The sequence below is a fragment of the Pseudomonas reidholzensis genome, assembly GCF_900536025.1.
Lineage (GTDB): Bacteria > Pseudomonadota > Gammaproteobacteria > Pseudomonadales > Pseudomonadaceae > Aquipseudomonas > Aquipseudomonas reidholzensis.
Map to the genome: position 1 here is coordinate 492,884 of NZ_UNOZ01000013.1, position 15,098 is coordinate 507,981.

General features: G+C 65.3%; 11 protein-coding genes. 7 read left to right on the plus strand and 4 right to left on the minus strand.

Going from position 1 to position 15,098, the window contains the following annotated elements; all coding sequences use genetic code 11:
• Nucleotides 1–141: 141 nt before the first annotated feature.
• The 3 genes from gnd to CCOS865_RS10285 all read left to right on the plus strand — a co-directional run bounded on the left by gnd (nt 142) and on the right by CCOS865_RS10285 (nt 4,643).
• On the plus strand, nt 142–1,143 hold the full coding sequence (gene gnd / locus CCOS865_RS10275; protein WP_279630124.1) for a phosphogluconate dehydrogenase (NAD(+)-dependent, decarboxylating): 1,002 nt from the start codon (nt 142–144) through the stop codon (nt 1,141–1,143).
• On the plus strand, nt 1,140–2,642 hold the full coding sequence (gene zwf, locus CCOS865_RS10280; protein ID WP_119140378.1) for a glucose-6-phosphate dehydrogenase: 1,503 nt from the start codon (nt 1,140–1,142) through the stop codon (nt 2,640–2,642). The genes gnd and zwf overlap by 4 nt, the downstream gene beginning before the upstream one ends.
• Nucleotides 2,643–2,846: 204 nt before the next feature.
• Nucleotides 2,847–4,643, plus strand: coding sequence for a glycoside hydrolase family 15 protein (locus CCOS865_RS10285; protein ID WP_119140379.1), 1,797 nt, complete (start codon nt 2,847–2,849; stop codon nt 4,641–4,643).
• A gap of 42 nt (nt 4,644–4,685) precedes the next feature.
• Here the strand turns inward: CCOS865_RS10285 and CCOS865_RS10290 are convergent, their stop codons facing one another.
• On the minus strand, nt 4,686–4,967 hold the full coding sequence (locus CCOS865_RS10290; protein ID WP_119140380.1) for an HU family DNA-binding protein: 282 nt from the start codon (nt 4,965–4,967) through the stop codon (nt 4,686–4,688).
• Between the two features lie 584 nt (nt 4,968–5,551).
• Between CCOS865_RS10290 and CCOS865_RS10295 the strand changes: the two genes are divergently transcribed.
• The 3 genes from CCOS865_RS10295 (at nt 5,552) to CCOS865_RS10305 (ending at nt 8,518) form a co-directional block, all read left to right on the plus strand.
• On the plus strand, nt 5,552–6,364 hold the full coding sequence (locus tag CCOS865_RS10295; protein WP_119140984.1) for a class I SAM-dependent methyltransferase: 813 nt from the start codon (nt 5,552–5,554) through the stop codon (nt 6,362–6,364).
• Nucleotides 6,365–6,613: 249 nt separating this feature from the next.
• Entirely contained in the window at nt 6,614–7,804 is a 1,191-nt protein-coding gene (locus CCOS865_RS10300) for an MFS transporter (RefSeq protein WP_119140381.1), read from the plus strand.
• Nucleotides 7,805–7,897: 93 nt separating this feature from the next.
• Nucleotides 7,898–8,518, plus strand: coding sequence for a TetR/AcrR family transcriptional regulator (locus CCOS865_RS10305; protein ID WP_119140382.1), 621 nt, complete (start codon nt 7,898–7,900; stop codon nt 8,516–8,518).
• Nucleotides 8,519–8,675: 157 nt separating this feature from the next.
• Here CCOS865_RS10305 and preA read toward each other — a convergent pair whose 3' ends face one another.
• The 3 genes from preA to hydA all read right to left on the minus strand — a co-directional run bounded on the left by preA (nt 8,676) and on the right by hydA (nt 12,891).
• On the minus strand, nt 8,676–9,950 hold the full coding sequence (preA, locus tag CCOS865_RS10310) for an NAD-dependent dihydropyrimidine dehydrogenase subunit PreA (protein ID WP_119140383.1): 1,275 nt from the start codon (nt 9,948–9,950) through the stop codon (nt 8,676–8,678).
• Nucleotides 9,951–11,318, minus strand: coding sequence for an NAD(P)-dependent oxidoreductase (locus tag CCOS865_RS10315; RefSeq protein ID WP_119140384.1), 1,368 nt, complete (start codon nt 11,316–11,318; stop codon nt 9,951–9,953).
• Between the two features lie 133 nt (nt 11,319–11,451).
• Nucleotides 11,452–12,891 (minus strand): dihydropyrimidinase, encoded by a 1,440-nt coding sequence (hydA, locus tag CCOS865_RS10320; RefSeq protein ID WP_119140385.1) that lies wholly within the window; start codon nt 12,889–12,891, stop codon nt 11,452–11,454.
• A gap of 603 nt (nt 12,892–13,494) precedes the next feature.
• On the opposite strand from hydA, the gene CCOS865_RS10325 reads away from it, so the two are divergent.
• On the plus strand, nt 13,495–14,985 hold the full coding sequence (locus CCOS865_RS10325; RefSeq protein WP_119140386.1) for an NCS1 family nucleobase:cation symporter-1: 1,491 nt from the start codon (nt 13,495–13,497) through the stop codon (nt 14,983–14,985).
• Nucleotides 14,986–15,098 lie beyond the last annotated feature (113 nt).

Sequence of the window (15,098 nt, forward strand, 5' to 3'; positions counted from 1 at the left end):
ACGCTTCGCGCGGGGCGCATTCTGAATTCTTTCTGCAGTCATGGGAACTTTTTTGTTTATCGTTGTCACGCCGTTCGTCGCTGAACCCTCGGGCGAAGTGCTGGACTAATCTGAAAACCTGAACTGCCTTGTCATCCATTTCTGAGGGAGCGTCGGCACATGCAACTGGGAATCGTCGGGCTGGGCCGCATGGGCGGCAATATCGCAAGACGGCTGATGCGTGCAGGGCATCATACTGTGGTCCACGATCGTAACCGCGAGGCGGTGACCGCCCTGCACAAAGAGGGCGCAAGCGGTGCGCACGACCTCGGCGCGTTGATTCAGAAGCTCGAGGCGCCACGCGCCGTGTGGGTGATGCTGCCGGCCGGTGAGGCGACCGAGCAGACCATCGCCCAGTTGGCCGAGCTGCTCGAGCCGGGCGATGCGATCATCGATGGCGGCAACACCTTCTACAAGGACGACATGCGCCGGGCCAGCGAGCTGGCCACGCGCGGCCTGCACTACCTCGACGTCGGCACTTCCGGCGGCGTGTGGGGCCTGGAGCGCGGCTACTGCATGATGATCGGCGGCGAGAAGGACGTCTTCGAGCGCCTCGAACCCCTGTTCAAGGCGCTTGCCCCGGGCGTTGGTGACATCCCCCGCACCCAGGGCCGCAGCGGCGAACCGGCGCGTGCCGAGCACGGCTATATCCATGCCGGCCCGGCGGGTTCGGGGCATTACGTGAAGATGGTCCACAACGGCATCGAATACGGCCTGATGCAGGCCTATGCCGAGGGCTTCGACCTGCTGCGCAGCAAGGGCGGCCCGGAGCTGCCCGAGGCGCAGCGCTTCGACCTCGACGTGGCGGAGATCGCCGAAGTCTGGCGGCGCGGCAGCGTGGTCACCTCGTGGCTGCTCGACCTGACCGCCGATGCCCTGGTCGCCGACCCGGCGCTGGCCGACTTCAGCGGCTCGGTGTCGGACAGTGGCGAAGGCCGCTGGACCATCGACGCCGCGGTCGAGCAGGCGGTCCCCGTGCCGGTGCTCTCCAGCGCCCTGTTCGCGCGCTTCCGCTCGCGCCAGCAGCAGGGCACCTTTGGCGATAAAGTGCTCTCGGCCATGCGCCTGGGCTTTGGTGGGCATGTCGAGAAAAAACGCGAATGAGCCAACAGAAGATCCCCGCAGCACCGCCGTGCACGTTGTTCCTGTTCGGTGCCAATGGTGACCTGGTCAAGCGCCTGCTGACCCCGGCGCTGTACAACCTCAGCCGTGACGGCCTGCTCGACCGCAACCTGCGGATCGTCGGCGTCGACCATAACGCGGCGACCGCCGAGGCGTTCGCCGAGCGCCTGCACGGGTTCATGGCCGACCGCGACAAGGGCGAGGGCGCGACAAAGTGCCTGGACGACAAGGTCTGGGCCAAGCTGGCCAAGCGTCTGGACTACCAGACCGGCGACTTCCTCGACCCGGCCACCTATGAGGCCTTGGCCAAACGCATCGCCAAGACGACCCACGGCAATGCGATTTTCTACCTGGCGACCTCGCCGCGCTTTTTCCCGGAAGTGGCACAGCGCCTGGGCGATGCCGGCCTGCTCGACGAATCCGCCGGGGGCTTTCGGCGGGTGGTGGTGGAGAAACCCTTCGGCACCGACCTGGCCAGCGCCGAAGCGCTGAATGCCCGGCTGCTGAAGGTGATGAGCGAGCGGCAGATCTACCGCATCGACCATTACCTGGGCAAGGAAACGGTGCAGAACATCCTCGTCAGCCGTTTTTCCAACGGCCTGTTCGAGTCGTTCTGGAACAACCACTATATCGATCACGTGCAGATCACCGCCGCCGAAACGGTTGGCGTCGAGACCCGCGGTGCGTTCTACGACAACACCGGCGCGCTGCGCGACATGGTCCCCAACCACCTGTTCCAGCTGCTGGCGATGGTCGCCATGGAGCCACCGGCGGCGTTCGGCGCCGATGCCGTGCGCGGTGAAAAGGCCAAGGTGATCGGCGCGATCCGCCCATGGTCGGCGAAAATGGCCCTGAAAAACTCCGTGCGCGGCCAGTACAGCGCGGGCAAGCAAGGCCGCAAGCGCGTGCCGGGCTACCGCGAGGAGGGCAATGTCGCCACCGACAGCCAGACCGAAACCTACGTCGCGCTCAAGGTGATGATCGACAACTGGCGCTGGGCCGGCGTGCCGTTCTACCTGCGCACCGGCAAGCGCATGAGCGTGCGCGACACCGAGATCGCCATCTGCTTCAAGCCGGCGCCGTATGCGCAGTTCCGTGAGTCGGAGCTGGAGCGGCCCAAGCCCAACTACCTGAAGATCCAGATCCAGCCGAATGAAGGCATGTGGTTTGATCTGCAGGCCAAGCGGCCGGGGCCTGAGCTGGTGATGGAGAATGTCGAGCTGGGCTTTGCCTACAAGGACTTCTTCAAGATGACCCCGGCGACGGGGTACGAGACCTTGATCTACGACTGCCTGACCGGCGACCAGACCTTGTTCCAGCGCGCCGACAACATCGAGAACGGCTGGCGTGCGGTGCAGCCGTTTCTCGATGCGTGGGCCAATGAAAGCGAGGTGCATGCGTACCCCGCCGGCGAAGATGGCCCCGAGGCCGGCAACGAACTGCTGACCCGCGACAAGCGTGAGTGGCATTCATTGGGGTGATGCACTGGGGCTGCTGCGCAGCCCATCGCGGGCAAGCCCGCTCCTACAGAGGGCTGAGCTGCGCCTGTAGGAGCGGGCTTGCCCGCGATGGGCCGCAAAGCGGCCCCAACTATCTCGACTCCGGGTCGGAACTTAACCCACCCATTGGCCAGACCAACCTAGAGACCCTCGAAAACCCAGGAACCCCCCACTCAAGGAGCGCCAATGCCCGCCCCGATCGAAGACTATGCCCTGCTCGGCAACTGCCGCAGCGCCGCCCTCGTCAGCCGCGACGGCTCCCTCGACTGGCTCTGCCTGCCACGCTTCGACGCCCCCGCGGTGTTCGCCGCCTTGCTCGGCAACGAAGAAAACGGCCGCTGGCGCCTGGCCCCCTGCGACCCTGTCGAACTCAGCGAGCGCCAGTACCTGCAAGACACCCTCGTCCTGGAAACCACCTACACCACTGCAACCGGCCGCGCCCGGGTGCTCGACCTGATGCCGCTCGGCGACGCCAACTCGGTGATCCGCATCGTCGAAGGCCTCGCCGGCGAAACCAATTTCGAGATGGACCTGGTGATGCGCTTCGACTACGGCCGCAGCGTGCCCTGGGTAGAAAAGCTCGACCCGCTGACCCTCAGCGCCGTCGCCGGCCCCGACCGCCTGATCCTCTGCAGCACCGTCAGCACCCACGCCCGCGACCACCACACCGTCTCGCGCTTTCGCGTCGCGGCTGGTGAGCGCCACAGCTTCAGCCTGCGCCACCAGCCCTCGCACCTGCCGGTGCAGCCCGACTGCGACATCAGCGACGCCCTCGAGCGCACCCTCGGCCGATGGCAGGCCTTCGCCGACCGCTGCCCCGACGTCGGCCGCTACAGCGCTCAGGTGCGCCGCTCGCTGCTGACCCTCAAGGCCATGACCTACGCCCCCACCGGCGGCATCGTCGCTGCCGTGACCACCTCGCTGCCCGAGCGCGTGGGCGGCGAGCGCAACTGGGATTACCGCTACTGCTGGTTGCGCGACGCGACCATGACCCTGCTCGCGTTCATGAACCTCGGCTACTTCGACGAAGCCCAGGCCTGGCGTGAATGGCTGCTGCGCTCGGTGGCCGGTAATCCTGAGCAGATGCAGATCATGTACGGCCTGGCGGGCGAGCGCGACCTGCAGGAGTACAGCCTGCCGTGGCTGGCCGGCTACGAGCACTCGCAGCCGGTGCGGGTCGGCAATGCGGCGGCCGGCCAGCGCCAGCTGGACATCTATGGCGAAGTCGCCGACGCCATGGCCCAGGCGATCAAGGGCGGCTTGCCGCGCCATCCACGCAGCTCAGCGATTGCCCGGCTGATCATGCCGTACGTGGAAAGCATCTGGCGCGAGCCGGACGAGGGCATCTGGGAGGTGCGCGGCGGCACCCAGCACTTCGTCCACTCCAAGGTCATGGCCTGGGTGGCGTTCGACCGCGCGGCGGGGCTGGCGGGTACCACCGAAGAGGACCGCGAGCGGGGTCAACATTACCGGCACGTGGCGGACGAGATTCGTCGCGAAGTATGCGAGCGCGGGCTCGATGCGCAAGGCAGGTTCTTCGTTCAGGCGTATGGCTCGGAGGAGATGGATGCCAGCCTGTTGCAGATTGCCCTGACCGGGTTTTTGCCGGCGGATGACCCGCGCTTTCTGCGCACCCTCGAGCAGATCGAGCAGCGTTTGCTGAAGAATGGGTTGCTGATGCGCTATGACAGCGACAGTTGCAGCGACGGGCTGACGCCGGGGGAGGGCACGTTTCTGGTGTGTTCGTTCTGGCTGGCGGATGTGTATGTGCTGCTGGGGCGCGAGGCCGAGGCGCAGGCGTTGTATGAGCGCCTGCTCGGGCTGTGCAACGAGGTGGGGTTGCTGGCGGAGCAGTACGACCCGGCGGGCAAGCGCATGCTGGGCAATTTTCCGCAGGCGTTCAGCCATATCGGCATTATCAACACGGCGTTGAATCTGCACCGGGCAGAGTGCCCGGCGCGGGATCGGGCCCGGTGTGGTTGAGGCCGGGCCGGACAAGCCCCTGATTGATGGGGCTTAGCTCTCTCAGAATGCGGGGTTGACCGTTCGTTTCAGGCCTTGACCGGCTTTGAACGTGGGCTTGTTGCACGATGGAATGTTGATCCTCTGCTTGGTGCGCGGATTGCGCCCGACGCGTGGCTTGGTTTGGGAAACGCTGAAGGAGCCGAAGTTGACGATGCCGACGGCTTTGCCTTGCTTCAGCGTTTCTCCAACGGCTTCCAGGATCGAGTCCAGCGCCTTTCGCGCCAGGATTTTAGAGATGCCGGCACGTTCGGCGATAGCGGCGACCAGTTGTTTTTTATTCATGGCTTCATCCTGAGCGAGACAGTGAGTAACTCGGCATCGATCACCTCCCTACTTGCGGTAGGGGAGGTGTGCGCTGGGTGCAGTGTCTGGATATTGGCCGGGGGTGCACAACTGGCAAAAATGCTAGGTAGGGGCATGGAATCTGTTTGGCTCTGATGTGCATGCCACTGGCTTTTGTAGCGTCCTCAGGATCGAGCGCCGCTCGATCTCGAGCGCGGTACAAGTCCCCAAGCCATGCACGTGATCGCCATGACAGGGTCCCTGTTGTGCTGCTTGAGGGGCTGATCACGGCGTGTCGAAATGCGAGCCGGCCCGCATGTCCTGCGCCACCTCCGTTATTCGTTTGATTTATTAGCGTTGTAGCTAAATCGTCTTGCCCGCCCGACGCCATCCCTTGCCTGTTTGCAAACAGGGCGCTTAGCCTTTTCAAGGCCTGGACGCGCCGCCGGGGAACTCCTGCTCGTCCCACGACGACACTGCATACTCGCCAAACCCCGCCGCCCCCAGCCTAGAACCTCCACTCACTCACTGGCGCATCGACCGCCTGAAGGATGGCGGCCGCGCGCAACAATCAGGTGCACGCCATGAGCACACCCCTGGATATGAACGCATTGAAGGCCCGCCAACAGGCGGCGTGGGCCAGCGGCGACTACGCCGTCATCGGTACCACCCTGCAGTTGGTCGGCGAACGGTTGGCCGAGGCCTGTGACCTGCGCTGGGACGAGCAGGTGCTGGATGTCGCCGCCGGCAATGGCAACGCGACGCTGGCCGCGGCACGCCGCGGATGTCGGGTGACCTCCACCGACTATGTGCCCGAGCTGTTGAAACGTGGTGAAGAGCGCGCCCGCGCCGAACACTTGCAGGTGCAGTTTCAGACCGCCGATGTCGAGGCCTTGCCGTTTGCTGACGGCACCTTCGATGTGGTGCTGTCGACCTTTGGCGTGATGTTTGCGCCGGATCAGGCGCAGGCCGCTAAAGAGCTGGCCCGGGTCTGCCGGCCGGGCGGCCGGATCGGCCTGGCCAACTGGACGCCGCAGGGTTTCGTCGGGCAGATGTTCAAGACCCTCGGCCGGCATTTGCCGCCGCCTGCCGGGGCGCAACCGCCGTCGCGCTGGGGCGATGAAGAGCAACTGCGCGAGCTGTTTGGCGAGGCGATCGGGTCGCTCAAGGTAAGCCGCGAGCAGTTCAATTTCCGCTATCGCTCGGCGGCGCATTTCATCGATGTGTTTCGGACCTGGTATGGGCCGGTGCACAAGGCGTTTGCGTCGTTGGAGAGCGAGGCTGCGGCGGCGTTGGAGCGTGATCTGACGCAGCTGTTGAATGACGGCAACGTGGCGGGCGATGTCTCGCTGGTGGTGCCGAGCGAGTACCTTGAGGTAGTGATCACCCGGCGCTAAATCAAGAGCACCGGATAACCCTGTGGGAGCGGGTTTACCCGCGAACAAGGGCGAAGCCCTTGCCATACGACGAGGTTGCCTGGACGGGCCTCTTCGCGGGTAAACCCGCTCCCACAGGGTGGAGAGGAGCGCTCTGGATAGCGTGCGGTCAGGTGCAAATCTCGCGACCTCAACTCCACCATTCCATTGCCTATCGCAATCCCCATCCATGGTAGAAACAGCGCTCCTCCTCGCGCATGGAGCGCTGCAATGCCGTCACCCGCCCACCCACGCTTCGGCCTGTTCTGCGTCGCCAGCTTTCTCCTCTCGATCGCCTACGGCGCGACCTTCCTGCTGTCGTTACTGGTGACCTCGTTCGGCGGCACCGAGCGCGATGCCGGGCAGGTCTTCGCCGTGGCCATGGTCAGCACCTTGCTGGCGGTGCTGGCCTCGGGGCATGTCATGCAGCGCCTGGGCGCACCGCGCTGTATTGCGCTGGGCGCCGTGGCCCTGGTGATCGCTTCGTTAGGCTTCGCGCTGGCGCCGGGGCTCGGGCTGCTGCTGATGGGCTGCGGCCTGCTGCTCGGGGTCGGCTGGGGGATGTTCTACACGGTCGGCCCGATCATGGTCGCGGCGATGGTCGAGCCGGCCCGGCGCACGCACTGCTTTGCGCTGCTGTCAGGCAGCATGCTGGCGGGCATCGGCAGCGGCCCGTTGGCCGGCAAGCTGGCAGGGCTTGCCGGGCTGCCGGTGCAGGCGGCGTTTGTTGCCGCGGCAGTGGCGGCGGCACTCGGCGGGTTGTACTTCTGGCGCTTGGGTAGCGCTCAGGGTGACGCGGCGCAGCGCCCGGCCGAGCGGGTGCAGATCAGCCTGGGCGCAGCGGCCAGCGTGCTGCGCTCGCGCTCGGCGCTGTCGATCCTGATGGTCGGCCTGGGCGGGGCGATCTTTGGTGGCATGGGCAGTTTCCAGACCAGTTACGCCGCCAGCCACGGCCTGGATTATGCGCTGTTCTTCGTCGGCTTCATGGGCGCGGCCATCGCCTGTCGGCTGCTGGTCGCCGGCTGGGTGGTGAAGCGTCATCCACTGTCGACCTCGGCGCTGTTGACCACGCTGATGCTGATCGCGGTGCTGGGCTTTGGCGAGTGGGTACAGGGCAGCATCAGTTACCTGCTGACGGCCGCGCTGCTGGGGGTCGGCTATGGGCTGAACTACTCGGTGATCAATGGCCTGGCGGCGAACGAGGCCCCGTCGAAACTGACTGCGCAGGCGCTGCTGCTGTTCAGCCTGGCGTATTTTGTCGGGGTGTTCGGCTTCCCCTTCGTTGCCGGCAAGCTGATCAGCCAGACGGGCGTCGAAGGGATGTTGACGAGTGTCAGGGTGATTGCCGGGTTGGTCTGGCTGTTGAGTGTGGGGCGCTGGTTGAGCTGGCGCTTGCGCAAGGCCGCGGCGGTTGTGGAGTAAATTGCCGGCTGAGGGGCCGGCAGCCTATCTGGCTGCGCACGGATACCCGCAAAACTGTTAGCCTTGAGGGGTTTCAGGCGTTTTGGACAGGCCATGGCCAACCACAAGATCGAGATCCGCCGGCGCAACGTCGAGAAGATTCTGCAGGCCGCCGAGCAGGTGTTTGCCGAGAAGGGCTTTGGTGCCACTTCAATGGGCGATATCGCTGAACGGGCCGAGCTGCCGCGCTCCAATCTGCACTATTACTTCAGCACCAAGGACGACCTGTACCGCGCGGTGCTGCAGGACCTGCTCGACGTGTGGAAGCAGGATGCGCTGTGCTTCGAGCAGTTCGACGATCCGCGGGTGGTGCTGACCAGTTATATCCGGGCGAAGATGAGCCACTCGCGCTCGCGTTCGCTGGGTTCGAAGATCTGGGCGGAGGAGATGCTGCATGGCGCGCCGCTGCTCGGGGCGAGCCTGGATGACAACCTGGTGCCGTGGGCGCAGTTGAAGATCAACAAGATTCGCCGCTGGGTGGAGGAGGGGCGGATTCTGCCCGTCGAGCCTTCGGCCTTGCTGTACATGATCTGGGCGTCGACTCAGCACTATGCCGACTTTGGTTATCAGGTGGCGCTGCTCAATGGTGGTGAGGCGTTGTCGGACATGGGCTTTGAGCGGGCGGTGCAGACGGTGACCGGGGTGATCTTGCGGGGGATTGGGTTGGAGCCTTGAGAGCTGGGGGCATGTTGTGTCAGTGCTGGCCTCTTCGCGGCGGTCCGGCGTCCCGGCAAGCCCGCTCCTACAGGGTTAGCGGTAATCCTTGTAGGAGCGGCCGGGACGCCGGACCGCCGCGAAGGGCTGCGTAGCAGCCCCCGGCGATCTCAGGGCCTCAGCTGGCCTCGCGGTAGGGGTTGCGGGGGTCCTGCGTCCAGTTCAGGTACGGCTTGCCCGTGTCCTGCGGGACCATCTCGATGCAGTCCTCGACCGGGCAGGTGATCTGGCACAGGTTGCAGCCCACGCATTCCTCCTCGATCACGCTGTAGCCATGGGTACCGTCCGCCTGCAAGGTACTGCCGATCGCCTGGTGCGAGGTGTCTTCGCAGGCAATGTGGCAACGCCCACAGCCAATGCACGCCTCCTGGTCGATCTTGGCGATGACCTTGTAGTTGATGTCCAGGTACTTCCAGTCCGTGGTGTGCCCCACCGCCAGCCCGCGAAACGCCTCCAGGCTCTGGTGCCCATGCTGGTCCATCCAGCGCGCCAGGCCATCCTGCATGTCTTCGACGATGCGAAAGCCATGCAGCATCGCCGCCGTGCACACCTGCACCGCGCCACAGCCCAGGGCGACGAACTCGGCGGCGTCACGCCAGTTGCCGATGCCGCCAATGCCGCAGATCGGCAGGCCACGGGTCTGCGGGTCGCGGGCGATCTCGGCGACCATGTTCAGCGCGATCGGCTTGACCGCCGAGCCGCAGTAACCGCCATGGGTGCTCTGGTCGCCGACGATCGGGTGGGCGACCATGCGGTCGAGGTCGACGCTGGTGATCGAGTTGATGGTGTTGATCAGCGACACCGCGTCCGCGCCGCCACGGTGGGCCGCGCGGGCCGACTGGCGGATGTCGGTGATGTTGGGGGTGAGCTTGACGATCACCGGCAGTGAGCAATAGGTCTTGCACCAGCGCGTGACCTGCTCGACGTACTCCGGCACCTGGCCCACCGCGGCGCCCATGCCGCGCTCAGGCATGCCGTGCGGGCAGCCGAAATTGAGTTCGATGCCATCCGCGCCGGTGGCCTCGACCAGCGGCAGGATGAACTTCCACGATTCTTCTTCGCACGGCACCATCAGCGACACGATCAGCGCCCGGTCTGGCCAATCCTTCTTCACCTGGGTGATCTCGCGCAGGTTGATCTCCAGCGAGCGGTCGGTGATCAGTTCGATGTTGTTGATGCCCTGCACCTGGCGGTTGGGGCCGAAATGCGCCGAGTAGCGCGACGACACGTTGACCGCCGCCGGGTCTTCGCCGAGGGTTTTCCAGACCACCCCACCCCAGCCGGCCTCGAACGCGCGGACCACGTTGTAGGCCTTGTCGGTCGGCGGCGCGGAGGCCAGCCAGAACGGGTTGGGGGACTTGATGCCAGCGAACACGATAGACAAGTCGGCCATTTACGCAGCCTCCACATTGAGCATGAGTTGGGCATGGATGGCTTCGGCGGCCAGCTTGCCATGTTGCACGGCCTGCACGGTGAGGTCCTGGCCCAGCGCGGTGCAGTCGCCGCCGGCATACACGCCGGGCACGCTGGTGCGCATGCCGGCGTCGACCCGAATGCGTTCACCGTCGCGGGCCAGTTGCGCGGCCAGCGGGTCGCCCAGGCTGTGCTCGTCGAAGCATTGGCCGATGGCCTTGAAGATCGCATCGGCGGCCAGCTCGAAGGTCTCGCCGGTGTCGCCCAGGCGGCCTTCGACCAGCGCGGTGCGGGCGAAGCGCATGCCGCGCACGCGGCCATCGTCGTCGAGCAGCACGGCGTCCGGGCGGGCCCAGGTGTGCAGGCGCACCTGGTTGGCCTTGGCGATGTCCTGTTCATGCTCGGTGGCGCCCATGTCGGCGTGGCCACGGCGGTACACCAGGTTGACGTCGCGCGCGCCGAGGCGGCTCATCTGCACGGCCATGTCGATGGCGGTGTTGCCGGCCCCGATCACCAGGCAGCGATCGGCCAGCGGCAGTTGGCTGAGGTCGTCGGCCTGGCGGAGTTCGCGGATGTAGTCGGTGGCGGCGAGCACGCCCGGCGCCTGTTCATCGGGCAGGCCCAGCTGGCGCACGGCGTTCAGGCCCAGGCCAAGAAACACCGAATCATACTGCTGGTGCAGGTCGGTCAGGCTGAGGTTGTCGCCCAGGCGCTGGCCGTGGCGGATCTCGATGCCGCCGATGCCCAGCAGAAACTCGACTTCGCGCTGGGCGTAGTCGTCCACCAGCTTGTAGCGGGCGATGCCGTATTCATTTAGGCCGCCGGATTTTTCGCGTGCTTCGAAGACCACCACGTCGTGGCCGTGCATGGCCAGGCGGTGCGCGCAAGAAAGCCCCGCAGGCCCCGCGCCGACCACCGCGATACGTTTGCCACTGGCCGGCGAGCGCTTGAACGGGTGCTCGCTGAACGCGGCGTTGTCCAGCGCATAGCGTTGCAGCTGGCCGATCAGCACCGGCGCGCACTCCTTGGCGTTGTTGCGCACGCAGGCCTGCTCGCAGAGGATCTCGGTCGGACAGACGCGGGCACAGCTGCCCCCGAGGATATTCGCCGAGAGGATGCGCTCGGCGGCGCCTTGCAGGTTCTCGTCACTGATGCGGTGGATGAACGACGGGATGTCGATCTCACTCGGGCAGGCGTTGACGCAGGGCGCATCGAAACAGTACAGGCAGCGCGAACTCTCGACGGCGGCCTGGCGAGCGGTAAGCGGTGGGGCAAGGTCGCCGAACTGGCCGGCCAGCTCCTCGGCGCCGGCCCGGGGGCGCGGCAAGTGGTTCAGGGCATCGATCACGGTTGTAGCCTCTCTCTATTTTTTTTGTCGGAGCAGGCGGCGGTTACCCGCCCGCGCCGTGCGGGTGGATGGCAGTCAACAGCAATACGGCGCCGCCCGGCTTCTGCTGAGCCGGTGCGGCCTTGCGGGTGGGTCAGCGCTGGACGGGCGTCGGCCGCTGATGCTCGGCGCGGCGGCTGAGCACCTCGAACACCGAGGGGTACGCCGGGCGCTCCACGTAACGGCCTGCGCCGGGTTCTGCGCGCAGGTCGCCATCGGCCCAGAGCACCCGGCCCTGGCTGATGGTGTGGCTGGGGATGCCGCGTACCGTGCGGCCTTCGAAGATGTTGAAGTCGACCCGCTGGTGGTGGGTTTCGGCCGAGATGGTGCGCGTGCCGAGCGGGTCCCAGAGCACCAGGTCGGCGTCGGCGCCAACGCGGATAGCGCCCTTGCGCGGGAACAGGTTGAAGATCTTCGCGGTGTTGGTCGAGGTCAGTGCGACGAACTCGTGCATCGACAAGCGGCCGCTGTTGACCCCCGCGTCCCACAACACGGCCATGCGGTCTTCGATGCCGGCGGTGCCGTTGGGGATGCGGCTGAAGTCGTCTTTGCCCGCGGCTTTCTGGTCGGCGCAGAAGCAGCAGTGGTCGGTGGCGGTGGTGTGCAGGTTGCCCGATTGCAGCCCGCGCCACAGCGCCTCCTGGTGCTCACGCGGGCGGAACGGCGGGCTCATCACGTAGCCGGCGGCGGTCGACCACTCCGGGTGGCGGTAGACGCTGTCGTCGAGCAGCAGGTGGCCGGGCAGGACTTCGCCGTAGACCGGCTGGCCCTTGGCCCGGGCGTAGGCGATTTCATCGAGCGCCTCGCGGGTCGAGACGTGCACCAGGTACAGCGGCGTGCCCAGCGTCTCGGCGATGCGGATGGCGCGGCTGGCGGCTTCGCCTTCGACCTGCGGTGGGCGCGACAGCGGGTGCGCCTCGGGGCCGGTCATGCCCTGGGCGATCAGCTTGCGCTGCAGGTGATAGACCAGCTCGCCGTTCTCTGCGTGCACGGTGGGCACCGCGCCCAGTTGCAGGCAGCGCTCGAAGCTGGCCACCAGGGTGTCGTCGGCGGCCATGATGGCGTTCTTGTAGGCCATGAAGTGCTTGAAGCTGTTCACCCCGTGATGGGCCACCAGCTCGCCCATCTCTTCGGCGACCTGCTCGCTCCACCAGGTGATGGCCACGTGAAAGCCATAATCGCTGGCGGATTTCTCAGCCCAGCCGCGCCAGGTGTGAAAGGCCTCCAGCAGCGATTGCTGTGGGTTGGGGATGACGAAGTCGATGATCGAGGTGGTGCCGCCGGCGAGGCCCGCCGCGGTGCCGCTGAAAAAGTCCTCGCTGGCCACGGTGCCCATGAACGGCAGCTGCATGTGGGTGTGCGGGTCGATGCCGCCGGGCATCAGGTACCGGCCGCTGCCGTCGAGGATCTCGCAGCCGGCGGGGGTGTCGAGGTTGTCGCCGATGGCGCGGATCACGCCATCAACACAGAGGACATCAGCGGGGTAGCTTTCTTCGTGGGTGACCACGGTGGCACCACGGATCAACAGGGACATGCCGTCTTCCTCGCAGGCTGACCGGTCTGGGCCGGTTCTTGAATTATTTTTCGGTCAGTGGCTGGAGGTCACTTGCAATCCTGTCAGACCTGACAAGAATGAAATCTAGATGCTGATCAAGGTTTGTTCAAGAAAATAATTTATAAGCTTATAGCTTCAATAACCTATTGAAAAATAACGATTTAACTCGAAAATCACCAAAATGGTGAGCCCCTTCACCATTTTGACGCACTTGACAAGATGCCAAATTGGTCAAGATTTTCCATGCAAAATCAGCTGCTTGAAACCTGGCGTTGGAGCGCGAGCCGCGGGTAAAAAAATCAGGCTGCACCAGATTGAAACCTGACGCCGCGGCCAGGTGCGGTGCGAGCAGTGCGCGAGGGCCCTCACGGGATGTTCGCGGTTGTTGCTGAATGCTTTGCAGAACAGCGCGTTACCTACGGTCGGCGGCGGCCCGTTGGGGCGGCTTCGGCCAACCCGGCACGTTTATTGATTGCGCCCGCAGCCAGGCCGGGCCGCAGGTGCAGTCGCGCAGGTGTGTGTACTCCGGCCATCGCATTAGCCCGATGAGCAAACAACTAGAAAAAATCTGGAGAAGGCCCCATGCAACAGAGCAGATCCGAAGTGATCGAAAAGGATGGGTTGTGCGAGCTGAATGCTGGCAGTGACGTGCTCGACAGCCCCCGCTACAACCACGACATGGCCCCGACCAAGGTCCACCAACGCACCTGGAACAAGTGGCACATCACCGCCCTGTGGGTCGGCATGTCGATCTGCGTGCCCACCTACACCCTCGGCGGCGTCCTCACCGCCTACTTCGGCCTGAGCGTCGGCGAGGCGTTGCTGGCGATCCTGCTGGCCAACCTGATCGTGCTGATCCCGCTGACCCTCAACGCCTTCCCCGGTACCAAGTACGGCATTCCGTTCCCGGTGCTGCTGCGCTCGTCGTTCGGCATCCTCGGCTCCAACGTGCCGTGCCTGATCCGCGCGGTGGTTGCCTGTGGCTGGTTTGGCATCCAGACGATGTTTGGTGGCCTGGCCATCCACCTGTTCCTCGGCTCGGTGTTCGACGGCTGGAAGGCCCTGGCCGGCACCGGCGAGGTGATCGGCTTCATGATCTTCTGGGCGCTGAACCTGTGGGTAGTGCTGCGCGGCGCGGAGTCGATCAAGTGGCTGGAGACGCTGTCGGCGCCGCTGTTGGTGGCGGTCGGTTTCGGCCTGCTGTTCTGGGCCTTGCCGCACATGTCGATGAGCGAGTTGCTGGCGCAACCGCCCAAGCGCCCGGAAGGCGCCAGCGTGGTCAGTTACTTCTGCGCGGGGCTGACGGCGATGGTCGGTTTCTGGGCCACCCTGTCGCTGAACATTCCTGACTTCAGCCGCTACGCCAAGAGCCAGAAGGACCAGATTCTCGGGCAGATCTTCGGCCTGCCGCTGACCATGTTCCTGTTCGCCTCGCTGGGCGTGGTGATGACCGCCGCGTCGGCGTCGCTGGTGGGCGAGACGGTGTCCGATCCGGTCAGCCTGATCGGCCGCATCCAGAGCCCGGGCTGGGTGGCGCTGGCGATGGCATTGATCGTCATCGCCACGTTGTCGACCAACACCGCGGCGAACATCGTGTCGCCGACCAACGACTTCCAGAACATCGCCCCGCGCTTGATCGGACGGACCCGTGCGGTGCTGCTGACCGGTGTGATCGGCCTGTTGCTGATGGGCCACGAGTTGCTCAAGAAGCTCGGCTGGATCGTTTCCGACCTGAGCCTGGAGAGTGTCTATTCCAACTGGTTGCTGGGCTATTCGAGCCTGCTCGGGCCGATTGCCGGGATCATGGTGGTGGACTACTTCCTGATACGCCGGCAACAGCTGGACCTCGCCGGCCTGTACCGCGACGACGTCTACCCGGCGTGGAACTGGGCCGGTTTTGCCGCCTTTGCCTTGCCGGTGGCGCTGACCGTGATGGCCATCGGCAACAGCAGTTTCAGCTGGTTCTACGACTACGGCTGGTTTACCGGCTCGCTGCTCGGCGGGGGATTGTATTACCTGCTCGGTGGCCTGGCCGCCCGTAGCCCGGCACGTGTGGCCAAGCCGTTACCGTGAGAACGAGGGGGCTGCTTCGCGGGTAAACCCGCTCCTACAGGATCACCGCTGACCCTGTAGGAGCGGGTTTACCCGCGAAGCGGCCCGCTCAGACACCCACAAAAACGTCATCA